Genomic DNA, 26,435 nt, shown 5'->3' with positions numbered 1-26,435 from the left:
GGCGCGGGAGCGACCAGCCTGGATGACGATGTCCAAGTTGCTTACCGCCGTGGCCGTGACTGCTGTCGCCGCCGTGGCCGCGGCGCCCGCCTCGGCGTGGACGCCGCCCACCACGCTCTCCACCGCCGACGAGGCCAACGTGCTCGCGCAGAGCGGCGGGTCCGTCCTCACGGGCTGGCTGAAGCCGGTCGCGTCGGCCTCCAAGGGGCTCGGCGCCCCGCAGCCGATCACCAGCGCCGATCCGTTCGAGAAGGTCTGGGACTACGGGGCCGACGACCACGGCGGCACGGTCGTGCTCACGGTCCGCAAGCACAAGCCGGTCCAGCGCATCCGCGCGACGCTCGTCCTTGGCGACGGCACGCGGGTGAAGGCGTACACGATCTCCGACAACACGCACTCGGCCACCCAGCCGCGGCTCGCGGTCGCGCGCGACGGCACGGCCATTGCCGCGTGGCAATGGCACGACCAGGCCGGGTGGCGCGCGCAGGTCGCGATCCGGCGGCCGGGTGAACTGCGCTTCGACAAGCCGCAGACCGTCTCGCCGCCCGCCACGAGCAAGCTGCGCCCGACGATCAACGTCGCGGCCGGCGAAGGCGGCCGCGCAGCCCTCACGTGGCAGGTGCAGTCGGGCACGGACGCGGCCTTGCATGTGCTCACCGCGACCGACGGCACGTTCGGCGCGGACCAGGTGCTCCCGGACGGCGGCAGCTGGTCCGACGTCGCGCTGGCCGTGAGCGCTACCGGTGCCGTCCAGGTCGCCTACCTCGCCCAGCCCGCCGCCACGACCAGCCTGCGCGTGGCGTCGGGGACCGCGGGCGCGCCGCTGAGCGCGCCGACCGTCCTCTCCACGGGCGGGAAGGGCACGTCGAGCGGCTCCCAGGTGGCCACCGCGTTCTCGGCCGACGGCACCGCGACCGTCGCCTGGGCCAAGCCGGGCGCCAAGTACGAGGACGGAGGGACGCTCGAGGTGTTCGCGGCGCCGTTCGCCGCGCCGCAGGTCCTCGCCGAGCGCGCCGAGAGCCTCTCGCTCGCGGGCGGTCCGGGCCACACCGCCGCGCTCGCCTGGGCGACCCACGGCGCGAAGTGGTCCGTCCACGCCGCGCTGCGCGCCGACGGCGGCGCGTTCGGGGCGGACACCACGCTCTCCGACCCCGCGCACCACGCGCTCTGGCCGAGCATCGCGCTCTCCCCGACGGGCCAGGCGACGGCCGCTTGGGTCACGAACGACAGCGGCGGCGGCTCCGGTCAGCCGACCGCGGCGACGAGCTAGGCCCGCACCGCCGTAAGGCCGCGCTCGACCCACCAGCCGACCGCGAGGGCGCCGACGGCCGCGGCGACGGCCACGACGGCGCCCTTCGCGGCGTCGGACAGCACGCCTTCGACGGAGAGCCCCTCAGCCGCGTCCCACCACGAGCGCGTCCACACCAGCGCGCCGACCACAGCGATGCCCAGCACGACGCCCGCGCACACGAGCAGCCGCCGGTCGATCGCTCCCGTCCGGCGCCGCCAGAGGTGGACAGCTACGACCGCGAGGCCGAGGACGGTGCTCGCGTGCTGCACGACCCGCAGCCATGTCAGCTCGTCCCAGGCGAGATGCGTGGCGATCCCCAGCGCCAACGACACCACGACCCAGCCGACCGCACGGGGTCGCACCGGCGCGGCCGACCCGAACACGGCGGGCAGCATCGCGGCGAGCGCCGGGCGGACGACGAGCCACACCACGAGCAGCGCGAGCGCCGCGGGCAGGTCGACCGCGAGGACGCCGTCGAGCGAGTGCGAGGTCGTGCCGTTCAGGAATGGCTCGTACCAAGACTGCGCGCTGACGGGGATGTCCAGGCTCGTGAGGAAGTACGGCAGGTCGGGCGCGATCGCGCCGGCGACGAGCGCCGGCCCGATCAGCGGCCCCCGCAGCAGCGGCAGAACCGCTGCTGGGTGGGCCAGTGTGAAGGGCACCTAGAGCGGGATGTTCCCGTGCTTGCGCTTCGGGCCGGGCTCGCGCTTGGTGAGCAGCGCCTCGAGCGACGCGATCAGCTTCGGGCGCGTCTCGTGCGGGATGATCACGTCGTCGACGTAGCCGCGCTCGGCCGCGGTGTAGGGGTTGGCGAAGCGCGCCTTGTAGTCGTCGATCAGCTTCGCGCGGCGCTCCTCGGGCGTGGGTGAGGCGGCGATGTCGCGGCGGTGGATGATGTTCACCGCGCCCTCGGGGCCCATCACCGCGATCTCGGCGGTCGGCCAGGCGAAGTTGAAGTCCGAGCGCAGGTGCTTGGAGGCCATGACGTCGTAGGCGCCGCCGTAGGCCTTGCGCGTGATCACGGTCAGCTTCGGGACGGTCGCCTCGGCGTAGGCGTACAGGAGCTTCGCGCCGTGGCGGATGATCCCGCCCCACTCCTGCGCGGTGCCGGGGAGGAAGCCCGGCACGTCGACGAAGGTCAGCAGCGGCAGGTTGAACGCGTCGCAGAAGCGCACGAAGCGGGCGGCCTTGGCGGACGCGTCGATGTCCAGCACGCCCGCCATCGTCTTCGGCTGGTTGCCGACGACGCCGATCGCGTGGCCGTTGAGCCGCGAGAAGCCGACGACGATGTTCTGCGCGTAGTGCTCGTGCACCTCGAGGAACTCGCCGTCGTCGACGACGTAGCGCACCACGTCGCGGATGTCGTAGGGCTTGTTCGGGGAGTCCGGGACGATCGAGTCCAGCTCCGCGTCCATCCGGTCGGGATCGTCGGTCGGCGCGACCCGCGGGGCCGTGTCCAGGTTGTTCTGGGGCAGGAACGAGAGCAGGTAGCGCGCGTCCTCCAGGCAGGCGTCCTCGTCCTCGGCCACGAACTGCGCGACGCCGGACTTGGACGCGTGCGACATCGCCCCGCCGAGCTCCTCGAACTCCACTTCCTCGCCCGTGACCGTCTTGATCACGTCGGGGCCCGTGATGAACATGTGCGAGGTCTCGTTGACCATGAAGATGAAGTCGGTGATCGCGGGCGAGTACACCGCCCCGCCGGCGCACGGCCCCATCACGAGCGAGATCTGCGGGATCACGCCCGAGGCGCGGACGTTGCGGTAGAAGACGTCCGCGTAGCCGGCCAGCGACACGACGCCCTCCTGGATGCGCGCGCCGCCCGAGTCGTTGATGCCGATCACGGGGCAGCCGATCTTCTCGGCGAGGTCCATGACCTTGCCGATCTTCTCGGCCATCACCTCGCCGAGTGAGCCCCCGAAGACGGTGAAGTCCTGCGAGAAGACGCACACGCGCCGGCCATCGATGAGCCCATGGCCCGTGACGACGGCATCCCCCCACGGCCGGTTCTTCTGCATGTCGAAGTCGATCGTGCGATGACGGACGTACGTGTCCAGCTCCTGGAAGGAGCCGGGGTCGAGGAGCTTCTCGATCCGCTCACGGGCCGTGTACTTGCCCTTGGCGTGCTGCTTCTCGACCGCCTTCTCGGAGGCATGGTCCACGACGGCCTTGCGCAGCTCTTCGAGCTGCTCAAGGCGCTCCGCGAACGTCTCGGGGGCCTTCTGGCGCATTACCGGCGGACTCTAACGACCAGCTTCCACGTCTCCTTGGCTGCGTCCTTCACGGTCACCCGGTAGCCCTTCTTCGTCTTGGAGCCCAGCTTGACGCTCTTGATCTTCGCGCCGTCGCGTCCGGGCTTGGCCGTGGCCTTCAGCTTGCCGCTCTTGCGCTTGACGACGACGGTCGGCGGGCAGCCGATCACCTTCGGCTTGGCGGTGAGGTTCGTGACGGTGCCGTTGTGGCCGGTGAGCTTGCCGATCACGACCTGCCGGGCGCCGTGGCAGGCGTCCTGCTTGAGCTTGAGCGGCGAGGTCGTCCCACCCGTGAACGTGAGCTCGAACTTCTCGAGCGGCACGTCCGGGATGCCGGTGAACGCGTTCGTGATCCGGCCCTTCGCCCCGTTCGGCGGCGTGACCTTGCCGAACAACGGCAGCGTCACGGCACCGGTCAGCTGCAGCGCGAGGCCGGGGATGTCGCCGAGGTTCGGCGAGGCGAGCGTCACGGGGCTGCGCAGCGCGCTGTCGAGCAGCGGCGTGGTGGCCACGGCGGTGCCGATCTGGGACGTCTTCGCGCACGTCCCGCTCTGGAACTGGGCCGGGGCGCACGCCTTGCTCAGCTTCTTGAGGTCCAGCCCGAGCGTCGGCGGGAGCGAGACCTCCGCGATCGCCGTCGAGGACTGCCCGGGCGGCACGCTGATGATCGCCTTCAGCGGCGGGAACGAGCCGGCGCCGGTCTTCCCGCGCGCGCCGACCGTCGCCTCGAGCTTGGGCGAGAACTTCAGCCCGGCGCAGTCCGTGGCCGCGTACGGCGCGGACACGGCCGCGACCGTGCCGCCGACGCCCTCGAGCGTCGCCTTCACGGCCTGCTGCGCGCACGAGGACGCGTTGAGGATGAAGCCGGGGCGGTCGAGCGTCAGGGCGAACGAGCGGATCGACACCGGCACGCCGCCGATCAGGCGCGGCAGCGGCGTGGTCTGGACGGTGAGCCCGCCGTCGGGGCGCAGCTTGATCGAGGCGTTGACGATCACCGTGCCGAGGTCGACCGGGCCGACCTTGCCCGGGATCACCATCTGGAACCCGGCGAGGCCGCCGTCCTGCGGGCCCGTGAGGTAGACGGTGCCGTTGAGCGCGACCGGCGCGTCGCCGGCGCCCGCCGTCGCGGCGACGGTCCCGACCGGCGTGCCGGGAGCGAGGCCCTTGAGCGAGCCGGCGAGGCCGGGCGGCAGCTCGGCGGTCACGCGCGAAAGGTCCTCGGCGCCGTCGGGCCGCGTGATCTCCATCACCATCGAGCCGGCCGGGCGGCCCGCGGCCGTGGAGGCCGTCGAGACCTTCAGGCCGGGCGCGAACGCCGGCAGCGCGCAGCCGCCGTCGATCGTGAAGCTGGCGGACGCGGCCTTGGGCGCGGTCCCGCTCCACGGCGTCAGCACCGCGGACAGGTCCTTGGTCCCGCAGGTCGACGGGTTGTTCAGGACCGCCTTCGCGCCGCCCTGGAAGGAGAGCGCGAACTCCGTGAACGGCACCTGGGGCAGGTTGTCGAAGACCGTCGTGATCTGGCCGTTGTCCGGGTTGAGCTTGACGTCGCCCGCCAGTTTGACCTGCACGCCGGGCCCGTCGACCACGACGTAGAGCCGGAAGCCGTCGCCGAAGTAGACCTTCCCACCGAGCACGCCGAGCAGGGGCGTGTCGAAGCTCACCGTGCCGACCTGCGCGCCGGCGGGGCAGCCCGCGCCGGTGAACTGCGCGTCGTTACAGCCCACGAGCCCGTTCGCGACGCCCGGCGACAGCGTCGTGCCGACGGGCAGCACGATCTCCGCGCGCTTGACGTGCGAGTCGCCCTCGGGCAGCTTCAGCGTCACGGTCGCGCCGCTCGGCACGCCGCGCTGCGGGGTCTCGAGCGCGGCCGCCACGGACGGCGTGAACGGCACGTTCTCACAGCCGGTGGGCGTGAAGGACGCGCTGTCGCCGTTCAGCGTCACGGTCGCGGGCGCGCAGGAGGTCGGCAGCGTCATGAACGTGTCGTCGAGCGTCAGATCGAGGCCGTCGAGGCCGAACGGGCCGGGGTCGAGCGTGGCGATGGTCGAGTCCAGGCCGCCGTCGGGGCGCAGCGCGATGGACGCCTCGTTGCGCACGATCGGGATGCCGACGAACTCGATCGCGATGCCCAGCCGCGCGGGCTCGCCCGGCTCGGGCACGAGGTTGTAGACCGACCCGGGGACCGGCACCGGCAGGCTGGTGTCGGCGCTCGCCGAGCCCACCCGGGAGCTGGCCGGGCAGATGCCGGAGCGGAACGTCGCCACCGGGCACTTGGTGACGCCGTCGGCGTTCGGGTTGCCGACGAGCCCGGGCGGCAGGCTGAGCTTCACGTTCGCCGGGACGGCCGCGAACGTCGCTTCGAGCGTGACGTCCGCGGGTCTCCCCGCCTGGGTCGTGGACGTGGACACGGTGAGCGCCGCGTGAGCGGGCGAAGAGAGGGCGAAGAACAGGAGAACGGCGGACAGGCGTTTCACGCGTGAAACGCTAAGTGACAGCGCGTCAGGACGCGCTGGTTCCCTAGATTTCTGGCTGGTAGTCCCCGAAGACGCTGCGCAGCGCGCCGCAGACCTCGCCGACGGAGGCGTGGTCCTTCAGGGCGGCGCGGATCGGCGGGAGGAGGTTGTCGGTGCCCTGCGCGGCGGCCTTCAGCTCCTCGAGCCGTTGGTCGGTCAGCGCCTGGTCACGCGCCGCCTTGAACGCCTTCAGCCGCTTGAGCTGCGCCTGCTCGGACGCGGGATCGACCGACAGGATCTCCTCGACCTCGGCGCTGTCCTCGACGAACTCGTTGACGCCGACGACGACGTCCTGCTTGGTCCGGTAGCGCTCGTGGTAGCCGAACGCGGACTCCTCGATCTCGTTCTTGATGTACGTGATCGCCTGCACGGAGCCGCCCTGCTCGTCGACCTTGCCGATCAGCGCCCACGCGCGCTGCTCGATCTCGGCGGTGAGCGCCTCGACGTAGTAGGAGCCCGCGAACGGGTCGACGGTGTCGGTCGCGCCGGACTCGTAGGCGATCACCTGCTGGGTGCGCAGCGCGAGCTTGGCGGCGCGCTCTGACGGGAGCGCGAGCGCCTCGTCGAAGCCGTTCGTGTGCAGGGACTGCGTGCCGCCGCAAACCGCCGCGAAGCCCTGCAACGCGACGCGCACGATGTTGTTCATCGGCTGCTGGGCGGTGAGCGTGACGCCGCCGGTCTGCGTGTGGAAGCGCAGCATCAGCGACTTCGGGTCCTGCGCGCCGAAGCGCTCCTGCATCGCGTGCGCCCACATGTTCCGGGCCGCGCGGAACTTCGCGACCTCCTGGAACACGTTGTTGTGGCCGTTGAAGAAGAACGCGAGCCGCGGCGCGAAGTCGTCGACCTTCAGCCCGGCGTCGATCGCGGCCTGCACGTACGCCATCCCGCTCGCGAGCGTGAACGCGACCTCCTGGACCGCCGAGGCGCCCTTCTCCCGGAAGTGGTAGCCCGAGATGGACACCGTGTTCCACTTCGGGATGTGCTCCTTGCAGTACGCGAAGAGGTCCGTCGTGAGCCGCATGGAGGGCTCGGGCGGGTAGATGAAGTTCCCGCGGGCGATGTACTCCTTGAGGATGTCGTTCTGGACGGTGCCCCGGAGCTTGGTCGAGTCCACGCCCTGCTCCTCGGCGACCAGCTGGTAGAGCAGCAGCAAGACCGCGGCGGGCGCGTTGATGGTCATGCTCGTGCTGACCTCGTCGAGCGGGATCCCGTCGAACGCGGTGCGCATGTCGTCGAGCGTGTCGATCGCGACGCCGGTGCGGCCGACCTCGCCGAGTGACCGTGGATCGTCGGAGTCCAGGCCGAGCTGCGTCGGCAGGTCGAAGGCCATGCTCAGCCCCGACCCGCCGTGCGCGAGCAGGTACTTGTACCGCTCGTTGGACTCCTTCGCGGACGCGTAGCCCGCGTACTGGCGCATCGTCCACGTCCGCTTGCGGTACATCTCGGCGTGCACGCCGCGCGTGTACGGAAACTCGCCCGGCGCGCCGAGATCCAGCGACTCCGGCAGGTCCGCGCTCGTGTACAGCGTCTTGACCTCGATGCCCGAATCCGTGAACCGGCGCGGATCATCGGGGCCGACGACCGGCGCGACCGACTGGTCGGAGACCGACGCTGCATGTGCGCGGCCGGCTTCGCCGGCGCGTGCCCATTTCGGATTCGCGTCCTTGTCCTCGATGGCCATGAGGGCAGGTTACGTCAGGAGGAGCCCGTTGAAGAATTCCGACACACCTGATGCGGCACATCCGCGGCACCTCGGTCCACCCACTCGGCTCACGTGCCAGAGGCACGCCACGCTCGAGCGGGCGGCCCGAGGCACTGGCGGCTGCACCACCTCAGGTGCATCGCCCATTCTTCAACGGACTCCTAGCCGATCATCTCCCGAGCCGCGCCGCCGGGCTTGAACATCGGCAGGCAGTTCGCCTCCGGGGCGATCCGGACGTGCAGCATCGCCGGGCCGTCCTCGGCGAGCGTCTCGGCCAGCGCGTCCTGGACCTCGTCGCCGTCGCCGATCGAGCGCACGGCCACGCCGAACGCGCGGGCCAGCAGCTCCCAGTCGGGGCTCGCGCCCAGGCTGACGGCGCTGCGCCGCTCGTTCCAGAACAGGTCCTGCTGCTGGCGGACCATGCCCAGGCAGGCGTTGTCGAGCAGCACGACGTTCACGGGCAGCTGCTCCTCGACGGCGGTCGCGAGCTCCTGCACGTTCATCAGGAACGAGCCTTCGCCGGACACGCAGACGACGTCGCGTCCCGGGAAGGCGGCCTGCGCGCCGAGCGCCGCCGGGAGGCCGAAGCCCATCGTGCCGAGGCCGCCGCTGGTGAGCCACTGGCGCGGCTGGTTGAACTTCAGGCGGTTCGCCGCCCACATCTGGTGCTGGCCGACGTCCGTGGTGACGATCGCGTCGCCGAGCGCGGCGGACAGCTCGTCCAGCGCCGCCTCCGGATCGACGCAACCGGGCTCCGGCTCGGCCGCGCGGGCGGGCTGGTCGGCCTGCCAGCCACGGATCCGCGACCACCAGGCGGCGAGCCGGCCAGGGTCCGGCGCGAGCTTCTCGTACGCGCCGGTGAGCGCCTCCAGCACGAGCTTGGCGTCGCCGACGAGCGGCACGTGGACGTCGACGATCTTGCCGATCTCCGTCGGGTCGATGTCGATGTGGACGATCTTCGCGTGCGGCGCGAACTCGTCGATCGCGCCGGTCACGCGGTCGTCGAAGCGGGCGCCGATGGCCACGATCAGGTCGGCTTCGTCCATCGCCCAGTTCGCGACGCGGGTGCCGTGCATGCCGAGCATCCCGAGCCACGCGGGATCGTCGGCGGGGAACGCGCCGAGCGCCATCAGCGTCGTGGTGACGGGCGCGGCGGTGAGCTTCGCGAACGTGCGCAGCTCCTCCGCCGCGTTCGCGTTGACGACGCCGCCGCCCGCGTAGAGCACGGGGCGCCGCGCCATCGCGATCGCCTCGGCCGCGATCCGCACCTGGCGCCCGTTCGGCCGGTGGCGCGGGCGGTAGCCGGGCAGGTAGACGTCGTGCGTCTCATCCCGCGCGGGCGCGCTCGCGAGGTCGGTCGGGAGGTCGATCAGCACCGGCCCGGGCCGGCCGCTCGTGGCGATGTGGAGCGCGTCCTGGACCGCCTGGGCGATGTCGTCGGCGCGCTCGATCGCGATCGAGTGCTTGACGATCGGCTGCGTGATGCCGATCACGTCCGCCTCCTGGAAGGCGTTCGTGCCCCGCAGCGCGGTCTTCACCTGGCCCGTGATGAACAGCGTCGGCGTGCTGTCCATCTGGGCGTCGGCGATCGCGGTGACGAGGTTCGTCGCGCCCGGCCCGCTCGTGCCGATGGCGACGCCGGGCCTCCCGCTCGCGCGGGCGTACCCCTCGGCCGCATGCCCCGCGGCCTGCTCGTGGCGCATCAGGACGTGGCGGATCGGGCTGTCGTAGAGGGCGTCGTACACCGGCAGCGCGGCGCCACCGGGCACGCCGAAGATGGTGTCGACCCCCGCGCGCTCGAGCGCGCGCGTCAGGGCGTCGGCGCCGCGCATCTACGTGCGGATGAAACGAGGGCGGTCAGGTCGAGGCTGAGTACGACGAGCAGCATGTGGAGCTCCTTGGCGGAGAGAGGAAAAGGGACGCGGCGTGGGAGCGCGCGTCAGCGGACAGCGACGCGCGCGGCGGTAAGCCCGAGTACTCGTACTCGTAAAGCGCGCGTGGCCATCTACTTCAAGGATGCCACACGACGGCGGGCTTTTCGAGCCGCCTTGCGCGCCGCGTTGGTCACGAGCGCCGACAGCGGCTGCGAGGTCGTGACCGTGTAGGTGCGCGGCGCGTCCGGGTTCTTGCGCGCCCAGCCCCACCACTCGTCCTGCCGGCGCAGCTCCGTGAACGACGGGTGCTGGGCGACGATCAGGTCGAACACCGCCCGCAGGTGCGGCTGCGTCCGTTCGGGCTCGCTCAGGTCCCGATGGACGATCCCGTCGGTCGCTTCCCGCCCCGGATCCTGCGCGTACGTCCACTCCAGGTCGTCCATCAGCAGCCAGCCGCCGGGCCGCAACAGCTTCTCGACGAGGACCACCGCGAGGCCGTCGATCGTCCAGTTCTTCGCGCCGTCCAGGTACACGAAGTCGTACTGCGGCGTGACGTTGCCGTGCGCGTCCGCGTTGACCTCGATCTGCGTCTTCAGCCACCACGTGTACGAGGAGTACTCGCGCACGATGTTCAGCTCCACGCCGGCGCGGCGCGCAGTCTCCTCGGGGCTGGGGTCGTAGCTCGCCCCGGCGAAGTCGACCGTGGTGACGTTCGCCCCGGCGGCGGCCATGTACGCCGCGCCGACGCCGTGCGCGGTGCCGAGCTCGAGCACGTCGCGCGCGCCGCTCTGCTGGACGTGGTCGTACACGAGCCGCCCTTGGGCGGGCGACATGAACGGAATGCCCGCGATCGCGCGCGCCACCTCGTCGAAGTCACGCACCGTCCGACCTCCCACCGACCCACGCGGCTTCCCAGAACGCCAGCTCGTGGCGGGAGGAGGCCACGAACGCCGCTTCCATCTGCGATGGGTCGCCGTCGACCTCGTCGAGCAGCTCGCGGGACCAGTCGGCCAGCTCGCCGAACTCCTCGCCCGCGTACATGTCGATCCACTCGCGGTAGCGGTCGGACGTGGCGGAGGCGGCGAGCGACGTGCCGATCTCCGCGTAGCCCCACATGCAGGGCGCGACCGCGGCGGCCAGCTCGGAGAAGTCGCCGAGCGAGGCGGTGCGCAGCAGGAAGTCGGTGTACGCGGCGGTGGCCGGCTCGAGCGCCGTCGCCTCGAGGTCGGTGACGCCCCACTTGGCCGCGAACGAGCGGTGCAGGTCCATCTCGGTCTCCAGCACCGCCAGGGACAGACCGGCGAAGCGCCGCATCCAGGACAGGCGCGGCGCGCGGGCGGCACCCAACGACAGCAGCCGCCCGTAGTCGATCAGGAACAGGTAGTCCTGGCGGATGTACCACTGGAACACGCGCTCATCGAGCGTCCCGTCGCCGATCCCGCGCACGAACGGGTGCGTGAGCGACGCCTCCCACAGCGGAGCGGCGGCGTCGCGCAGCGCGAGTGAGCGGATCAACCGGCGTCGCCGGCGGCGGCCGGAGCGGTGGGGTCGGCGCCCTCACCGGACGACATCTCACGCGCCATGAAGTTCTCGATGTCCATCGGGTCGTCCTTGGAGCGCTCGACGACACGCAGCAGGTCGGACATGGTCGCGACCTCCTCGACCTGCTCCTTGATGAACCACTGCATGAACTGCTCGGACGTGTAGTCGCCCTCCGCGCGGGCGCGGCCCGCGAGCGCGTTGATCTGCTCGGTCACGCGCTTCTCCTGCGCGAGCGCCAACGCGACAGGCTCGACGATGTCCTCGAACCGCACCTGGGGCGCGGTCACGCCCGGGACGATCACGTCGGCATCGGCATCCAGGAGGTACTGGACCATCATCATCGCGTGCTCGCGCTCTTCCAGCGCTTGCGCGTAGAAGAACTTCGCCAGCTGCGGAAGGGTCTCGGCGTCGTAGTACACGGCGCACGCCACGTACTGCTGGTGGGCAGCGTACTCGTGCCCGATCTGCTCGTTCAGAAGCGTTACAAAGGCGTCAGCAGCCATGCGGGCGCATGCTATACCCGCCGTTCCTTGGCGAAGAAGAACAAGAACCTTCCGCGGGTCGTCAAGACGAAGAACAAGTGCTGCAAGAGCCGGCCGCGGTGCAAGAAGTGCCCGGTCGTGTGCAAGCGCCTCTCCAACCAGGGGCTCGCGGACAAGCTCCCAAACGGGAATTACGTGCTCAGCATCGACGTGAGCAAGAAAGTGCTCAAAGCCGCGCGCGGATAGCCGCCGGGCTACCATGCTGACCTCATGGCCACCTGCCTTGTAACCGGTGGCAGCGGCTTTCTCGGATCGCATCTGTGCGATGCGCTGTTGGCAAAGGATCACCGTGTGATCTGCGTCGACAACTTCGACACCGGGTCGCTCGCCAACATCAAGCACCTGCGTGGACCGGACTTCGTGTTCATGCACAAGGACGTCACCCAGCCGTTCTTCGTGGACGAGCCGGTCGACTTCGTCTTCCACTTCGCCAGCCCGGCGAGCCCGATCGACTACCTGCGGCTGCCGCTGCACACGTTGAAGGTGGGCTCTTACGGCACGCACCACGCGCTCGGCCTGGCCAAGCTGCACCGCGCCCGCTTCCTGACCGCCTCCACGTCGGAGGTCTACGGCGACCCGCAGGTGCACCCGCAGCCGGAGTCCTATTGGGGTCACGTGAACCCGATCGGTCCGCGCGGCGTCTACGACGAGGCCAAGCGCTACGCCGAGGCGCTGACGATGGCGTATCACCGTCAGCAGGGCGTGGACACGGCGATCGTGCGCATCTTCAACACCTACGGCCCGCGCATGCGCCCGCACGACGGCCGCGCGATCCCGACGTTCCTGCGCCAGGCGCTGCAGGACCGCCCGATCACGGTGTTCGGCACGGGCCAGCAGACCCGCTCGTTCTGCTTCGTCAGCGACCTGGTCGACGGCATCATCCGGCTCTCGGAGTCGGGCGTGCACCAGCCCGTGAACATCGGCAACCCGCACGAGTTCACGCTGCTGGAGCTCGCGCAGGCCGTGATCGAGATCACCGGCTCGCGCTCGGAGATCGTGTACGAGGCGCTGCCGACCGACGATCCCCAGGTCCGCCAGCCGGACATCACCCTCGCCCGTGAGCTGCTCGGCTGGGAGCCCACGGTCGACCTGCGCGAGGGTCTCCAGCGTACGCTCGACGCGGCCGGGACGGCCGCGTTGACCGGTACGCTGCCGGCGTAAGCCGGGAGAAAGTGCGCAACGTGCCGCGGTGCGGCGCGTTGCAGTTGGATAACGCCAGTGGCAGATACCCAGACCAAGACCCCGGAACGGCAAGCGCCGCGGTACACCCGCGCGGGGGAGACGCTCGTGCTGCCACCGGTCGATGTGCGCCGCAAGCGGCCCCCGCTGCTCTCGTTCCTGCTGCGGATGGAGACGCTGCGCAAGGCGTCCCGCGTGATCTCGCTGCTGGCGCTGGACTTCGCGTGCCTGCTGGCCGCGCTCGTCACCGCGCTGATGATCAAGGCCGTCGTGCGCGAGGGCGTGTGGGCGTGGGACGCGTCGCTGCACGAGGCGCGCGAGACCGTCGCGTTCGCCTACCTGGTCACGGTGCTGCTGTTCGCGCGCTCCGGCCTGTACGCCGAGCGGGCGCAGCGGCCCGGCATCGCCCGCATCGTCTCGTCGCTGTTCCAGGTGATGGTGCTGTCGCTGGTCTACGGCCTGGTGAGCGGCGGCGAGGACTACAACAGCTACTACATCTTCTACGGCACGTTCGTCGTCGCCGTGGTGATCCTCGGCTCGGCCCGCTGGCTCTACGAGCTGGGCACGGGCGTCATCCTACGGGCCGCCGGCTACCGCCGCCGCGCGGTGCTCGTCGGCTCCGGCCGGCACATCGAGGACGTCGCCCACGCCCTGCGTGACGAGGTCCACGCGGCGGTCGAGATGGTCGGCTTCATCTCGCTCACGCCACGGCCGGACAACGGGCTGCGCTCGCTGGGCCGGATCGAGGACGTCGCCGAGGTGCTGGACGCCTACCGCGTCCAGGAAGTAATCATCGCCGACCCGGACTTCCCGCAGGAGCGCGCCGTCGAGCTCGTGGACACCTGCCACCAGCGCGGCGTGACCGTGCGCGTGGCGCCGTCGACGATGGAGATCCTCGTCCAGCGCGCGGAGCTCGTCCCGGGCACGTCGGTGCCGCTGTTCGAGCTGCGCCCGCCGGTCTTCGACGGGATCGACTACTTCATCAAGCGCACGTTCGACGTCGTCGTCTCGATGCTGCTGCTGCTGGCGATCTCGCCCGTGCTGCTCGCGTGCGCGCTGATGGTGCGCCTGTCCTCGCGCGGGCCGGTGATCTACCGCTCCTACCGGCCCGGAATCGGCGGCACCGCGTTCGCGTGCCTGAAGTTCCGCACGATGTACTCGGACGCCGACCAGCGTCAGGCCGACCTCGAGTCGCTGAACGAGGCCTCGGGCCCGCTGTTCAAGATCAAGCGCGACCCGCGGATGACGCCGGTCGGGCGCTTCCTGCGCCGCTACTCGATCGACGAGCTGCCGCAGCTCGTGAACGTGCTGCGCGGCGACATGTCGCTCGTCGGCCCGCGTCCGCTCCCGCAGCGCGACTTCGACCAGCTCGAGGACTGGCACAAGAAGCGCTACCTCGTCACGCCGGGCATGACCGGCCTGTGGCAGATCTCGGGCCGCTCGGAGCTGGACTTCGACGACCTCGTCCGCCTGGACTTCCTCTACCTCGAGCGCTGGTCGGTCGGCCTCGACCTCGCGATCCTGCTGAAGACGGTCCCGGCGGTCGTCTTCCGCCGCGGCGCTTACTGAGTCGGGATCTCCGCTCCGTCCTCCGGGACGAGCACGCGGTCGGTGAGGCCCTCGGCGCTGAGCCGTGTCCGCAGCTCGGCGCGCGTCTCCGTCGAGTGCGAGACGGTCTCGAAGTGGACCGCCACGATCGTCGCGGTCGGCACCGCGCGGGCGAGCTCGACCACGTCGTCGTTGGTCATCACGATCGGGTCGCCGGTGTTGAAGCGTGCGGCGCTCGCGTTGACGACGATCAGCGCCGGCCGGTGCTCGTCGACCGCGTCCATGACCTCCTTACAGAGGATCGTGTCCCCGGCGATGTAGACGCTCGGCTCGCCGGGCGCGTGCAGCACGAACCCGGAGACGATCCCCATCGCCTCCCCGATCACGCCCGTGCCGTGGCGACCGTCCGTGCGAGCGATCAGCAGCTCGCCGAGCTTGGCGTCGCTGTGGACCGGCCGCGCGTCGATGAAGCCGTCCGCGTGCAGGCGCTCGGCGTCGTGCGGTTGGCAGAAGAGCGGCGTGTCGTGCGCGATCAGCTCGCGCGCGGTCGCGTCCCAGTGGTCCTGGTGCAGGTGCGTCAGCAGCACGGCGTCCACGCCGGCGACGACTTCCTCGGCGGGCGCGGGGAGGCCGACGACCGGGTTGGGGCGCGGGTTCGGCGTGTCGGGCACGGCCGCTCGTGCACCGGCGGGGTCGAGCTGTGGGTCGACCAGCAGCGTGTGGCCGGCGACCTCCACACGCAACGTGGCGGAGCGGATCAGGGTCAGCTTCACCCCGCGAGGTTTGCACAGAATCGACACAACATCCCCTGAACGCCCGCACGAGCGCTTGACACACTGGCCGTCGTGAACGGGCCGTTGATCTGCGTGATCGAGGACGAGGAGGTCATCGCCTCCGCCGTCGCCGCGCGCCTGCGCGCTGAGGGGTTCACCGTCGAGGTCGCCCACGACGGGCACGACGGCGTCGCGCTGTGCGAGCGCGTGCGGCCGGACCTCGTGGTGCTGGACCTGATGCTGCCGGGCCTCGACGGGCTGGAGGTGTGCCGGCGCGTCCAGCACGCCCGCCCCGTGCCCGTGTTGATGCTGACCGCGCGCGGCGACGAGTCCGACCTGCTGGTCGGGCTGGCCGTCGGCGCGGACGACTACATGACCAAGCCGTTCTCGCCGCGGGAGCTGGTGGCGCGCGTGCGGGCGCTGCTGCGGCGCGTGGAACGCCGGCCCGCGCCGCCCGGCGACGCGCTGCGGCTCGGGACGCTCGAGATCGACCCCGCGGCGCGGCAGGTGCGGTCCGAGGGCGAGATCGTGCACCTCACGCCGACCGAGTTCGACCTGCTGGCGCTGCTGGCGGCGCGTCCGGGCGCGGTCTTCTCGCGCGAGCAGCTGCTCGCCGACGTGTGGGGCTGGCGCGACGGCTCCGGCCAGCGCACTGTGGACTCGCACGTGCGCGGCCTGCGGCGGAAGCTGGGGTCGGACCTGGTGCGCACCGTGCACGGCGTCGGCTACGCGCTGGAGTCGCCGGCATGAGGCCGCTGGACCGCCTGAGCTCGATCAAGGTCAAGTTCGGCGTCGTGATCGTGTCCACGGTCGCGGGCACGGTGTGCGTGCTCGCGGCCGGGTTCCGGCTCGGCTGGTCGCTCGAGCTGCGGACGTTCGTGGCGGCGGTGATCGCGCTGGCGATCGTGCAGGTGCTCGCGCGCGGGATGACCTCGCCGCTGCGGGAGATGGCGGCGGCGGCGAGCGCGATGGCGCGCGGCGACTACGGGCGCCGCGTCACCGCCTCCTCTCGCGACGAGGTCGGCGAGCTGGCGCGCGCGTTCAACGCCATGGCCGCCGAGCTGGCCGACGTGGACCGCATGCGGCGAGACCTGGTGGCGAACGTCTCCCACGAGCTGCGGACGCCGATCGGCGCGCTGCAGGCGCTGCTGGAGAACCTCGTGGACGGCGTGGAGCCGGTCGATCCGGCGGCGCTGCGCACGGCGTTGGTGCAGACCGAGCGGCTCGGTCGGCTGGTGGCGCAGCTGCTCGACCTCTCGCGGCTGGAGAGCGGCGCGCTGGCGCTGCGGCCGGCGCCGTTCCCGGTCCGGCCGATGCTCGAGCAGGCGACCCGCGAGTGCGAGCTGGGCGAGCGCTACATGGCGCAGCCCGTCTGGCTGCGCGTGGACGTGCAGCCCGGCGACCTGCGCGCGACCGGCGACTCCGAGCGCCTGCACCAGGTGATCTCGAACCTGCTGGAGAACGCGGTGCGCCACTCGCCCGAGGACGGCCGCATCTGGCTCAGCGCCCACGCCGCGACCGACGGCGTGACCACGATCGAAGTCACCGACGAAGGCCCCGGAATCCCCCCTGAGGAGGCGGAGCGCGTGTTCGAGCGGTTCCATCGAACGGACTCTGCGCGCGCGGCGCGCGACGGCGGCACGGGCCTCGGCCTGGCGATCGCCCGCTGGATCGTCGACGCGCACGGCGGCACGATCGCCGTGCGCGAGCGGGACCCACACGGCTGCCGTGTGGTCGTGGAGCTTCCGCGATGACCGATCACATAGGCCCGCCGGACGGCGGGCTCCGGCCGGCAGAGACCGGTCGCGATGACGCACGCCCTGAGCGCCCGGCGAATCTAAAGAGGGACAGTCCCGCTTTAGGTTCGGGGCGGCTCGCCGTCGCGCTCGACGCCGTGCCCGCGTGGGCGGCGCGCGGGGTCGTCGTCGTGGCCGTCGCCGCCGGTGCGCTCGTGGTGGGCTCGTCGCTGGGGCTCGGCCTCACGCTCGTGCTGCTCGCGTTGTGCGTGATCGCCGCGCGGGTGCGGCGGGCGGCCGCGGTGCCGGTCGCCGACCTGCGGACGCGGCCCGAGCCGGAGCGACGCGACCGCTGGACGACGCTGTGGTGGGTGCTTGCCGCGGGGCTCGCGGTCGTGCCGAGCCTGCGTGCGGCGCTGTGGGTCGTGGTCCCGTGCCTCCTCGTGTGCGTCGCCGTGGCTTCGCTCGCGGCGTCGCACGGGCGGCGCTGGGGTGAGCTCGGCGCCGGGCTCGCCGCGGTGTGGGTGCGTGTCCCGCAGGGCACGTACCTCGCCGCGCTGGTCACGGCGCGCGGCGCCACGTTCGGGCCGGCCGCGCGCGGCGCCGTGCTCGCGGCCGCGTTGCTCGCGGTGTTCGTGCCGCTGCTCATCTCCGCTGACGCCGCGTTCGCGGAGTTGCTCGAGACGTGGGCGCCGACGCTCGACCTGCCGCTCCCGCGCGCGCTCGTGACGGCGCTCTTCTTCGCGCTCGGCGGTGGCCTGCTGTTCGTGGCGGTCGCGCCGTTCCGGCCCGCGCCGGTCCCGGTGCGGCGGACGCTCGCGCGGGCGGAGTGGACGCTCCCGCTCGGCGCGCTCGTGCTGCTGCTGGGCGGCTTCGTGGCGCTGCAGCTGACGATCCTGTTCGGCGGCGACGGCTACGTGCAGCGCACCGCCGGCCTCACCTACGCCGAGTACGCGCGCAGCGGGTTCGGCCAGCTGGTCGTCGTGGCGGCGCTCACGCTCGCGGTCGTCGGCGCCGCGGCCCGCTGGGCGCGCGACGGCGGGACGCTCCTGCGCGGGCTGCTCGCCGCCCTGTGCGTCCTCACGCTGATCATGCTCGTGTCGGCCCTGCATCGCCTGCAGCTGCTCGAGGACGCGTACGGCTTCACGCGCCTGCGGTTCGCCGCGCACGCGATCCTGCTGTGGCTCGGCGCGCTGTTCACGCTCGTGCTGGTCGCCCGCGGCGCCGGCTGGCTGCCGCGCGCGATGCTGACGATCACGGTCGCGTCCTTCCTCGCGTTCGCGCTCGCCGATCCCGACCGCCGGATCGCCGAGTGGAACGTGGATCGGTACGAGCGCTCGGGCAAGGTCGACGGGACCTACCTCGGGACGCTGTCCGCCGACGCGATCCCCGCGCTGAAGGGCATGGAGTGCGTCCCGCCGAGGCCCGCCGCCGACGGCTTCGGTGGCCTCAACCTCGCTCGCTCCCAGGCGCGGGCCTCCGGCGTCACGGGCGCAACGTGTCGTGTCGACCATGATTGGGGCTGATGCGGCAGTTCTACGAGGACTTCTGGGCGGACGCCCCCGACGAGGACGGTGAGCCGTACGCGTGGGAGCAACGACGCGGGCTGCTCACCGCCGAGCTCCGTCCCGACGACCGCGTCCTCGACTACGGCTGCGGCACCGGCCGCTTCCTCGCGCTCCTCGACGACGGCGCGGGCGTCGAGATCGCCGAGCACGCCGTGGAGCGCGCCCGCGCGACCGGCGCCGACGTCCGCCTGCTCGAGACCGACGGCACGATCCCGTTCGGCCACGGCGAGTTCGACCTCGTCTGGTGCTCGGAGGTGCTCGAGCACATCCCCGACGTGGCCTTCGCGCTGAGCGAGCTGCGCCGGGTCCTGAAGCCCGGCGGGCGCCTGCTCCTCACCGTGCCCTTCCACGGGCGCCTACAGGCCGCCTGGATCGCCCTGACGCGCTTCGAGGCGCACTTCGACCCGCTGGGCCAGCACGTGCGCTTCTTCACGCGCCGCTCGCTCACCGAGGCGCTGATCACGTCCGGCTTCACCCCGGCGGTGCACCGGGCGGGCGAGCTGCTGGTCGCCCGCGCCGAACGCGGTTAGCCGATGCCCGCCAAGGCACGCGACGCCACGACGACGTCGGAGTGGCTGCGGCGCGAGGCCGGATCGCGGTAGTAGGCGGCCTGGAAGGCGCTCAGCGCGCCCTTCGCGTCACCGAAGTCCAGCTTGGTCTGGCCGAGCCGGCGCCACGTCTCCGGGTTCGCGGGCTCGCGCTCGACCGCGTCACCCAGCGCCCGCAGCGCCGCCTCGCGGTTCCCGCGTGCCTGCTCGATCGCGGCGAGCTCGAACAGCGGCTCGACGCTGAGCGGGTTGCGCTCGTGCGCGATCTTGGCGATCGACGCGGCCTGCGGGTACTGCCCGATGTCGAGCCGGGCGAGGGCGGCGTTCTGGGCGTGCAGCGCGCGGATCGGCTGCAGCGCGCTCCAGGCGGCCACCAGCGCGATCGCGACGACGATCACGGCGAGCCCCGCGCGCGGCCTGGTCCCGAGCCGGGGCGCGTCCGGCGTCGCGGGAACGGCCAGCCGCGTGCGCAGCGTCACGAACGGCCCGCGCCGCTCGGCCTCGGGCAGCGGCGCGTCGAAGCGCTCGCGCAGCGTCGGCCGGGACGCCACCCAGCCGGCGCAGATCAACGCCGGTAGCGCGTTCGCGGGCACGAACCACGTCCAGTCGAAGGTCGAATGCACGCCGAAGACGATCACCACGATCGCGAGCGTCGCGATGCCCACGCGCTCGGCGTCCCACGGCAGGCCCTTGTCCTTGCGCCGGGCGCCGACGGCGCGCGCCGCGGTGACGAGCCAGGCACCGGCGGCGAGCAGCGAGATCAGCAGGCCGACCCAGCCGAGGTCGGAGAGCGTCTGGACGACGTAGCCGTGCGCGTGCCCGACCCGGCGCTCGTCGATCCGGTAGCGCAGCCGCATCGTGCCGTAGGCGCCGGCGCCGGTGCCGATCCACGGCGACTCGGCGTGGACCTTCAGCGCCTCCCGCCAGTAGCGGGCACGGCCCGACGACGCCTGGGTGAGGCGGTCCGGGGTGTTCTGCGGCGCGGCGACGGCGGGATCGGTCGCCTGCTTCCAGCCCTTGGAGACCTGGCCGCTGATGCCGCCCGGGGCGGTCGCGAGCAGGATCAGGGCGACGACCGGCACGGCGAGGATCGCGGCGATCAGCGTCCTGCCGGCGCGCACGCGGGTGCGCTCCCCGGGCGCGTGCACGGAGGAGAGGAACCCGACCGCGAGCCCGGCGATCGACATCGCGACGATCAGCAGCAGGAGCAGCGCGCCGAGCGCCTGGCCGGCGTCGATCCGCACCGCCAGCTCGGCGCCGTCGCGCGTCAGCCCGTCCTGCGCGGAGGCCCAGATCACGAGCGGGAGCGTCGCCAGCACGACACCGCCGAGCGTCACCGCGCCGCGCAGGCGCAGCGGGACGAGCGCGAACCAGACCGCGAGGCCGATTACGAGCGCGAGCAGCGATCCGCGGCTGTAGGCGAGCATCAGCGCCATCACGGCGATGCTCAGGCCCGGCCACGCGAGCGCGTTGAACGCGGCGTGCCCGGAGCGGCGCGTGGCGAGCCACAGCAGCGGCGGGACGCCGAGCGCGGCCGTGAGCCCGACGCTGTTCCAGTAGTCCGACGGCGGTCGCAGGCGTCCGAACGAGTCGTTGGGCGCGAGCCAGCCGGGGAAGACCTTGGTCAGCAGCGACCAGAACGACAGCGCGACCGCCCCGAGCGCGATGCCGTACAGCAGCGCGCTCCAGCGCGCCGGGGCGAGCCGGCCGAGCGCGAGCGCGCCCGCGAACGCCGACAGGTACGCAAGCGTGCGCATCGTCTCGGTCCACGAGTCGTTGGCCATCAGCGACCAGGTGACCGAGAACGCGGTGTAGATCGCCAGCAGCGTGAAGAAGACGAGCGTGGCGCCGCCGCGGAAGCGGGCCGGAGCACGGGGGCTGCGGGGCAACAGCAGCGCGGCCGCGCACAGCAGTGCGCCCACGACCATGATCGCGATCTGCGTCCAGGTGGTGCGCTCCAGCTGCGTGCCGCCGCGCGACGCGAACGCCGTCGCGACGACGGCGATCACGATCGCGATGGTCAGCGGGTGACCGGAATCCGGCGGCTGCGGCAGGTCGAGCTGCTGCAGCCGGAGCTGCAGCGGGTGCCTGCCTGCGACGTAGCTTCTACGGCGTCGGACGGGTGACGACACGGCGTCGGGCGAAGGGCACGACCATCGAGAGGGCGGCGACCGCGATCAGGGCGAGCACGGCGATCAGCGTGCCGGGAAGGCCGTTGCGACCGACGGACGCGGCGGGCGTGATCGGCCGGCCGTTGACCTCGATCGGCTCGTTCGCGTACCGGTTGGCGCCCTCGAGGGCTTTGAAGTCCTCGGGTGTGGACGGGCCGATCTGGATGCCCGGGTCACGCCCGGACGGCGTCGCGGTCGGCGCGGGCTCGTCGGTCGTGGTCGGCGCCGGGGTGTCGGTCGAGCCGCCGGTTCCTCCTCCGCCGCCGCCGGTCCCGCCGCCGCCGGAGTTGTCGGTGCCGCCGCTGTTGGACGTGGACGTCTTCGTCTTCGCGGAGATCTCACGCGAGAGCACGTCACGGCAGTCCGAGTACTCGTCGAGCTCGGCGGGGATGTTGTTCCGGGCGTCGCGCAGCTTCGAGGCCGAGTAGCTCTCCTCGAGGATGCCGTCGTCGGCGCAGTCCCGGAGGATGTCTTCTCTGCCCTGCGCGTGGGCCGTCGTCGTCGGGACGAGCAGCAGCGCCGCGAACAGGGCCATTAACACGGTCCGTCGCATTGGCGAATTCACGCTAGCAGGCGGCCAGGGCGCGGGACATGCCGTCCGCCCAGGCGTCGTAGGTGTACGCGGCGACCGCCTCGCGGGCGTTCTCGCCCAGCGTGTGACGCAGGGTCGGGTCGTCCCGCAGGCGCTCGATCGCGTCCCGGAGGGCGACGACGTCTCCATGGGGGATGATGAGGCCGGTGCGCCCGTCTTGGACGAGCCCGCCGGCGGCGGCTCCTACGGCGTCGGTCGCGATCACGGGGACTCCTTGGTGGAAGGCTTCGTTGACGACGAGCCCCCACGGCTCGAGAAAGTCCCGAGTGGGGAGCGACGGCACTACTAAGACGTCGCTGCCCGCATAGAGGTTGCGGAGTTGCTCCGGAGTCCGGTCGTTCGCGACCACCACCGTGCCGAGGTCGAAGGCGTCCTTGAGGACGTCGAAGCCCTTCTCCCGCGTCGGCCGGCCGGCGAACAGGATCTGGAACTCGCCGCGACGGTCGGGGGTGGCCTTGGCGCCCCAGAACGTGGCGTCGACGGCCTGCGGCGCCTCGAACACGGGACCCTTGGGGTGCTTGGTGCGCACGTACGCGCTGACGTGCGGGCCGTACGTGGCGATCGCATCGGCGTGGCGGTAGATGTGCCGCAGCGGGAGGTAGGAGAGCGCGTGCGCGGGGGTGCGCGGGTGCGCCCAGATCGTCGCCCACAGCACGAACGGGATCCGGCCGGCGCGCGCGCCGGCGTAGGCGGCGGGAAGCGCGACCTTGCCGGAGAGGCCCGCGATCACCGCGCGGTAGCGGCCGGACGCGGCGATCCGCGCCACCGTGCGCTGCGGCGGGTGGATCACGGGGAACGGCAGCTCCTCGTCGCCCGTGCCTCCGCCGCCGTGGCGGACGTCGCCGCCGATCAGCGCGAAGTGCACGTTCTCGCGCTCGTGCAGCGCCTTGAACGCGCCGATCCGGAACGGCGGCGCGTGGTTGGTGACGAACAGGACGGGCTTCATCGGAGCGCGTCCTCGTACGCCGCGACGGTGTTGGCGCCGGTGCGCGCCCAGGTGAAGTTGGCCTCGACGTTCGCGCGGGCGGCGGCGCCGAGCGCGGTGCGGTTCGCGAGGACGTCGTGCATGGTCTGTGCGAGCGCCTCGGGCGTCGTCAGGGTCATCCCGCCGCCACAGCGCGCGATCTCCTCCGGGCCGTACTCGCCCTGGAGACCGATCGCGGGCAGCCCCGCGGCCATCGCCTCGATGTAGGCGACGCCGAACGCCTCCTCGGTCGACGGCAGGACGAAGACGCCGGCCTCGCGGGCCTCGGCGAGGGCTTCGCCGGGCGGGAGCGCGCCCCGGAACACGACGTCCTTGCCCGCGGCGAGCCGCTCGAGGGTCGCGCGCTCGGGGCCGTCGCCGATGATCACGTAGCGCGTGCCGGGCGGCAGCGCGCGGATCACGTCCGCGTGGCGCTTGCGGGCGATCAGGTTGCCGACGGTGACGACGTCCGTGCCGGTCGTCGTGGCCCGCGGGATGTCCGTGCCGAGGTGCACGACGCGGACGTCCTGCGCGCCGAACGCGCGGCAGCGCTCCGCGATCCCCTCGGAGTTCGCGAGCACGAGCTTGGCGGCGCGCAGGGCGCGCTCGATCACGGCCTGGCCCTTGCTCCAGCGCGTGGCGACGCCGAGCACGTCCCCGCCATGGACGCTGATCACCGTCGGCACGCCGAGGTTCAACCGGCGCACGGCGTCGCCGGCGGGCGCCGCGTAGTGCGCGTGCACGAGGTCGAACGGCCGCAGGCGCTTGAGCGCCAAGGCGAGCGAGGGCGCGGCGTACGCGCCCCACTGCGGGTACGAGCGCGGCCGGGGCGGCGCGACGAACGGCACGTACGTCACGCGGATCCCGTCGAGCGTGGTGCGCAGCGGCTGCCGCAGCGGCGCGACGAGCGCACGCAGGTCGCGGCGCTTCAGCGCCGCCTTCGACGGCACGGGCCGGTGCAGGACGACGACCTCGACGTCGGCGCCCGCGTCCCGCGCCGCGAGCGCCTGCCGGTGCGCCCACACGCCGAGCGCGGGGTCGGCGGCGCGCGGATAGTACTCCGCGACGACGACGACGCGCATCAGGCGGCCCCGCCGTCGCCCGCGGCCACGCCCCGCGACATCGCGCGCGCGGCGCATGGGGCGGTCACGCCGGCCACCGGCGGTATTCGGCCAGCGTCTCGGCCGCCTCCGTGCGCGTGACGTAGGCGCGGCCGTCCAGGAAGGCCTCGGCCTCCGCGATCGCCTCGTCGCGCGGGTAGGCGGTGGCGACGGGCTTCAGGTGGCGGACGGGGGTGGCGTCGATCACGCCGATCGGCCAGCCGTGCTCGGCGGCGATCGCGCTCCAGCGGCCGTCGAGGCCCCAGCCCATGCGCAGGTCCGGGAAGGGCAGGAGCTCGCGGGCGGCGCGCGCGCTGATCGCGGTGACCGGGCCGATCTCGACGAACCGCGTGCGGCGCGCGAGCACGCCCGGGCGGCGGCGGGTCACGTCCCAGGCCGCGTGGGAGGCGAACGCGTGCGCGGGCTGCGCGAGCTCGAAGCCGTAGCCCTCGGCGAGCGTCAGGAAGCGGTCGAGGAAGCCGCGCGGCAGGATCACGTCGTCGTCCACGAGCAGCAGCCAGTCGGCGTCGCCGAGCGGTGTCGCGGCGAGCGCGGCGTTGATGTTCGCCCACTTGCCCGCGCCCGGAGCGGGGGGAGCGAGGTGCAGCGCGACGTCGTGGCGCGAGCGCGCGAGCTCCCGCCGCAGGCGCGCGACGGTGCGCAGGTTGTCGGGGCGCGCGACGCCGACGACGTGCACGCGCCGGCGCGGCCCGCGCTTGGTTCGCCGCGGCCGCGTGCTGAGGATGTCCTTGAGGGCGCCGACCAGCAGCCCGCGGCGGCCGAGCGTGCCGGAGCGGCCGCTCAGATAGTCCGGGTCGGTGGCGCTCGGCGGGGCGGGCGCGGGATCGAGCGCCTCGACCAGCCGCCCGAGCGTGAGCGCCGTCAGCGTCACGCCGACCCCGCAGCGGTAGCGCACGATGTGCACGAGGCAGCCCGCCAGCGTCCGCAGCTCCGCGAGCAGCGAGGGGTCGGCGCGCTTGAAGACGTCGTACCGACGCGCGGCGCGGCCGCGGTAGAAGTTCGCCCGCGAAAGCGCACGGAGCGTGGCGTCACGCCCGACACGCCGATGGTCGACGCCGGCCTTGGCGACGTAGCCCACGCTGCCACCGGCGGCGCGCAGCCGGCGCTGCCAGTCCTCCTCGTCGCCCGCGCCGCCCAGGCGCTCGTCGAACGGGCCGATCCGCTCGAGCGCGCTCCGTCGCAGCGCCAGGTTCGCGCCCCACGCGAACTCGGCCTCGCGGTCCTCGGGCCCGAGGTCGAGCGCCGTGACCGGCAGCGGCTCGCGCCCGCACGCGTGCAGGTTCCCTTCGATCCTTGGCCGGATCGGGCCGCCGAGCGCCTCGTGCCGGGGGTCCGCGGCGAGCAGCGCGTCGAGCCAGCCGGGCCAGACCTCGACGTCGTCGTCCAGGAAGCACACGAGGTCTCCGCTCGAGTGCGCGACGCACGCGTTGCGGGCGGCGTTGATCCCCTTGGGCGCGCCGAGCGCGATGTAGCGGCCGCCGTGGCCTTCGACGAGCGCGCGGGTGGGCGCGTCCTCGGCGTCGTCCTCGACCACGACGATCTCGGCGCCGTGAACGCTGGCCTGGGGCGCCACGGAGGCGAGCGCCACGGCCAGGTAGTCGCGGCGGTTGCGCGTCGGGAAGACGATCGAGGCGGGCGGAGCCATTGCGCGACCAGAAGTAACACAACCTGCGTTGTGCTACGGGTTGTGCGTGATCCTGCTCCTCCACCACCGCTACCGCCACGTCGGCGGCGAGGAGCGTGCGGTCCGGGACCTGGAGTGGTTGATCCGCGAGCACCTGCACGAGGACGTCGAGGTCCTGGAACGCGACTCGGCCGCCGTCGGGCAGAGAGACGCCGCGCTCGGCCTCATCCGCGGTGGGCTCCGTCCCGACGAGATCACGAAGGCCGTGCAGCGGACCGGTGCGCGCGTCGTGCACGCGCACAACGTCAACCCGACGTTCGGCTGGCGCGGGCTGGCCGCCGCGCGCCAGGCCGGCGCGCGGGTCGTGCTGCACCTGCACAACTACCGGCTCGTGTGCGCGGTCGCGACGTGCTTCACGCGCGGCGAGGACTGCACGCGCTGCCACGGGCGCAACACGCTGCCGGGGCTGCGGCTCAACTGCCGCGGCGGGTCGCGCGTGGAGTCCGCGGCCTACGCCGCGAGCCTGGCGCTGTGGCAGAAGCGGATCACCGGCGCGGCGGACGAGATCGTCGTGCCGAGCGCGTTCGCCCTCGCCCGCCTGCGTGAGCTGGGCGCGCCGCTGGGCGGCAAGGCGCGCGTGCTCGGCTCGGTGCAACGCGACTTCGCGGACGCGTCGAACGCGGCGAACGGGGAGTTCGTGCTCGCCGCGGGGCGCCTCACGCCCGAGAAGGGCTTCGCGGACGTGCTCGAGGCCTGTGGGCAGGCGGGGCTGCCGCTCGTGATCGCGGGGGACGGCCCGCAGCGCGCCGAGCTCGAGGCGCGCGCCGCCGCGGAGGGCCGCCTGGCGGCGGCCGGCGACCCGATGGGGGGCGGCGGCGAGAAGTCGGATCGTAGC

23 protein-coding genes are annotated in these 26,435 nt (G+C 72.5%); 9 read left to right on the top strand and 14 right to left on the bottom strand.

Going from position 1 to position 26,435, the window contains the following annotated elements:
* Positions 1-28: 28 nt before the first annotated feature.
* Positions 29-1,270, top strand: coding sequence for a hypothetical protein (locus OJ997_RS19555; RefSeq protein WP_270026890.1), 1,242 nt, complete (start codon positions 29-31; stop codon positions 1,268-1,270).
* Here the strand turns inward: OJ997_RS19555 and OJ997_RS19550 are convergent.
* The 8 genes from OJ997_RS19550 to OJ997_RS19515 all read right to left on the bottom strand — a co-directional run bounded on the left by OJ997_RS19550 (position 1,267) and on the right by OJ997_RS19515 (position 11,677).
* Positions 1,267-1,953 (bottom strand): DUF4184 family protein, encoded by a 687-nt coding sequence (locus OJ997_RS19550; protein ID WP_270026889.1) that lies wholly within the window; start codon positions 1,951-1,953, stop codon positions 1,267-1,269. The genes OJ997_RS19555 and OJ997_RS19550 overlap by 4 nt on opposite strands.
* Positions 1,954-3,522: an acyl-CoA carboxylase subunit beta gene (locus OJ997_RS19545; protein WP_270026888.1), complete on the bottom strand. Its 1,569-nt coding sequence runs from the start codon at positions 3,520-3,522 to the stop codon at positions 1,954-1,956.
* A complete protein-coding gene (locus OJ997_RS19540; RefSeq protein WP_270026887.1) occupies positions 3,522-6,017 on the bottom strand; it encodes a hypothetical protein in 2,496 nt (831 codons plus the stop codon). Before OJ997_RS19540 ends, OJ997_RS19545 begins: the two co-directional genes overlap by 1 nt.
* A gap of 43 nt (positions 6,018-6,060) precedes the next feature.
* Entirely contained in the window at positions 6,061-7,737 is a 1,677-nt protein-coding gene (locus OJ997_RS19535; protein WP_270026886.1) for an acyl-CoA mutase large subunit family protein, read from the bottom strand.
* A 182-nt stretch (positions 7,738-7,919) separates the two neighbouring features.
* Positions 7,920-9,590, bottom strand: a complete 1,671-nt coding sequence (gene ilvB / locus OJ997_RS19530; protein WP_270026885.1) for a biosynthetic-type acetolactate synthase large subunit — start codon at positions 9,588-9,590, stop codon at positions 7,920-7,922.
* 173 nt (positions 9,591-9,763) lie between these two features.
* Positions 9,764-10,513 carry a class I SAM-dependent methyltransferase gene (locus OJ997_RS19525; protein WP_270026884.1) on the bottom strand — a complete coding sequence of 250 codons (750 nt, stop codon included), beginning with the start codon at positions 10,511-10,513 and terminating at the stop codon, positions 9,764-9,766.
* Positions 10,506-11,147 (bottom strand): thiaminase II, encoded by a 642-nt coding sequence (gene tenA / locus OJ997_RS19520; protein WP_270026883.1) that lies wholly within the window; start codon positions 11,145-11,147, stop codon positions 10,506-10,508. Before tenA ends, OJ997_RS19525 begins: the two co-directional genes overlap by 8 nt.
* Entirely contained in the window at positions 11,144-11,677 is a 534-nt protein-coding gene (locus OJ997_RS19515; RefSeq protein WP_270026882.1) for a ferritin, read from the bottom strand. The genes tenA and OJ997_RS19515 overlap by 4 nt, the downstream gene beginning before the upstream one ends.
* Positions 11,678-11,704: 27 nt before the next feature.
* Here OJ997_RS19515 and OJ997_RS19510 point away from each other — a divergent pair, with 27 nt between their 5' ends.
* From OJ997_RS19510 to OJ997_RS19500, 3 genes are read left to right on the top strand one after another with little or no spacing between them, the layout of a single operon-like run.
* A complete protein-coding gene (locus OJ997_RS19510; RefSeq protein WP_270026881.1) occupies positions 11,705-11,902 on the top strand; it encodes a hypothetical protein in 198 nt (65 codons plus the stop codon).
* A gap of 24 nt (positions 11,903-11,926) precedes the next feature.
* Complete coding sequence (locus OJ997_RS19505) at positions 11,927-12,877, top strand: UDP-glucuronic acid decarboxylase family protein (RefSeq protein ID WP_270026880.1); 951 nt, start codon at positions 11,927-11,929, stop codon at positions 12,875-12,877.
* 57 nt (positions 12,878-12,934) lie between these two features.
* Complete coding sequence (locus OJ997_RS19500; protein ID WP_270026879.1) at positions 12,935-14,464, top strand: sugar transferase; 1,530 nt, start codon at positions 12,935-12,937, stop codon at positions 14,462-14,464.
* Here OJ997_RS19500 and OJ997_RS19495 read toward each other — a convergent pair.
* The gene (locus OJ997_RS19495) at positions 14,458-15,216 is read right to left on the bottom strand and encodes an MBL fold metallo-hydrolase (RefSeq protein ID WP_270026878.1); all 759 of its coding nucleotides are present in this window, start codon (positions 15,214-15,216) and stop codon (positions 14,458-14,460) included. The two genes, OJ997_RS19500 and OJ997_RS19495, sit on opposite strands and share 7 nt — an antisense overlap.
* A 72-nt stretch (positions 15,217-15,288) precedes the next feature.
* Here OJ997_RS19495 and OJ997_RS19490 point away from each other — a divergent pair, with 72 nt between their 5' ends.
* The 4 genes from OJ997_RS19490 to OJ997_RS19475 all read left to right on the top strand — a co-directional run bounded on the left by OJ997_RS19490 (position 15,289) and on the right by OJ997_RS19475 (position 19,050).
* Positions 15,289-15,966, top strand: coding sequence for a response regulator transcription factor (locus OJ997_RS19490; protein WP_270026877.1), 678 nt, complete (start codon positions 15,289-15,291; stop codon positions 15,964-15,966).
* Positions 15,963-16,970 carry a sensor histidine kinase gene (locus OJ997_RS19485; protein ID WP_270026876.1) on the top strand — a complete coding sequence of 336 codons (1,008 nt, stop codon included), beginning with the start codon at positions 15,963-15,965 and terminating at the stop codon, positions 16,968-16,970. Before OJ997_RS19490 ends, OJ997_RS19485 begins: the two co-directional genes overlap by 4 nt.
* Positions 16,971-17,110: 140 nt before the next feature.
* The gene (locus OJ997_RS19480; RefSeq protein WP_270026875.1) at positions 17,111-18,478 is read left to right on the top strand and encodes a DUF4153 domain-containing protein; all 1,368 of its coding nucleotides are present in this window, start codon (positions 17,111-17,113) and stop codon (positions 18,476-18,478) included.
* A complete protein-coding gene (locus OJ997_RS19475) occupies positions 18,478-19,050 on the top strand; it encodes a class I SAM-dependent methyltransferase (RefSeq protein ID WP_270026874.1) in 573 nt (190 codons plus the stop codon). Before OJ997_RS19480 ends, OJ997_RS19475 begins: the two co-directional genes overlap by 1 nt.
* On the opposite strand, the gene OJ997_RS19470 is transcribed toward OJ997_RS19475, so the two are convergent.
* From OJ997_RS19470 to OJ997_RS19450, 5 genes are all read right to left on the bottom strand, one after another.
* Complete coding sequence (locus OJ997_RS19470) at positions 19,047-21,077, bottom strand: O-antigen ligase family protein (protein WP_270026873.1); 2,031 nt, start codon at positions 21,075-21,077, stop codon at positions 19,047-19,049. The genes OJ997_RS19475 and OJ997_RS19470 overlap by 4 nt on opposite strands.
* 97 nt (positions 21,078-21,174) lie before the next feature.
* Complete coding sequence (locus OJ997_RS19465; protein WP_270026872.1) at positions 21,175-21,792, bottom strand: hypothetical protein; 618 nt, start codon at positions 21,790-21,792, stop codon at positions 21,175-21,177.
* A gap of 13 nt (positions 21,793-21,805) precedes the next feature.
* Complete coding sequence (locus tag OJ997_RS19460) at positions 21,806-22,777, bottom strand: glycosyltransferase family 4 protein (RefSeq protein ID WP_270026871.1); 972 nt, start codon at positions 22,775-22,777, stop codon at positions 21,806-21,808.
* On the bottom strand, positions 22,774-23,877 hold the full coding sequence (locus tag OJ997_RS19455) for a glycosyltransferase (RefSeq protein ID WP_270026870.1): 1,104 nt from the start codon (positions 23,875-23,877) through the stop codon (positions 22,774-22,776). The genes OJ997_RS19460 and OJ997_RS19455 overlap by 4 nt, the downstream gene beginning before the upstream one ends.
* Positions 23,878-23,941: 64 nt before the next feature.
* Positions 23,942-25,561, bottom strand: a complete 1,620-nt coding sequence (locus tag OJ997_RS19450) for a glycosyltransferase (protein WP_270026869.1) — start codon at positions 25,559-25,561, stop codon at positions 23,942-23,944.
* Positions 25,562-25,607: 46 nt separating this feature from the next.
* Between OJ997_RS19450 and OJ997_RS19445 the strand changes: the two genes are divergently transcribed.
* Positions 25,608-26,435 (top strand): glycosyltransferase (locus OJ997_RS19445; RefSeq protein ID WP_270026868.1); only part of this gene is annotated, 828 nt, incomplete at its 3' end.

The sequence above is a fragment of the Solirubrobacter phytolaccae genome (assembly GCF_027587195.1).
Taxonomy (GTDB): domain Bacteria; phylum Actinomycetota; class Thermoleophilia; order Solirubrobacterales; family Solirubrobacteraceae; genus Solirubrobacter; species Solirubrobacter phytolaccae.
Note: the sequence above shows the minus strand (reverse complement) of the source record. Positions and strands in the feature narration are given on the sequence as shown.

Bases quoted from the DNA above. Each gene is read 5' to 3' on its own strand.
- OJ997_RS19555 (WP_270026890.1), top strand. From the start codon at position 29: ATGTCCAAGTTGCTTACCGCCGTGGCCGTGACTGCTGTCGCCGCCGTG.
- OJ997_RS19545 (WP_270026888.1), bottom strand. From the start codon at position 3,522: ATGCGCCAGAAGGCCCCCGAGACGTTCGCGGAGCGCCTTGAGCAGCTC.
- OJ997_RS19535 (WP_270026886.1), bottom strand. From the start codon at position 7,737: ATGGCCATCGAGGACAAGGACGCGAATCCGAAATGGGCACGCGCCGGC.
- ilvB (WP_270026885.1), bottom strand. From the start codon at position 9,590: ATGCGCGGCGCCGACGCCCTGACGCGCGCGCTCGAGCGCGCGGGGGTC.
- OJ997_RS19515 (WP_270026882.1), bottom strand. From the start codon at position 11,677: ATGGCTGCTGACGCCTTTGTAACGCTTCTGAACGAGCAGATCGGGCAC.
- OJ997_RS19505 (WP_270026880.1), top strand. From the start codon at position 11,927: ATGGCCACCTGCCTTGTAACCGGTGGCAGCGGCTTTCTCGGATCGCAT.
- OJ997_RS19485 (WP_270026876.1), top strand. From the start codon at position 15,963: ATGAGGCCGCTGGACCGCCTGAGCTCGATCAAGGTCAAGTTCGGCGTC.
- OJ997_RS19475 (WP_270026874.1), top strand. From the start codon at position 18,478: ATGCGGCAGTTCTACGAGGACTTCTGGGCGGACGCCCCCGACGAGGAC.
- OJ997_RS19465 (WP_270026872.1), bottom strand. From the start codon at position 21,792: ATGCGACGGACCGTGTTAATGGCCCTGTTCGCGGCGCTGCTGCTCGTC.
- OJ997_RS19460 (WP_270026871.1), bottom strand. From the start codon at position 22,777: ATGAAGCCCGTCCTGTTCGTCACCAACCACGCGCCGCCGTTCCGGATC.
- OJ997_RS19455 (WP_270026870.1), bottom strand. From the start codon at position 23,877: ATGCGCGTCGTCGTCGTCGCGGAGTACTATCCGCGCGCCGCCGACCCC.
- OJ997_RS19450 (WP_270026869.1), bottom strand. From the start codon at position 25,561: ATGGCTCCGCCCGCCTCGATCGTCTTCCCGACGCGCAACCGCCGCGAC.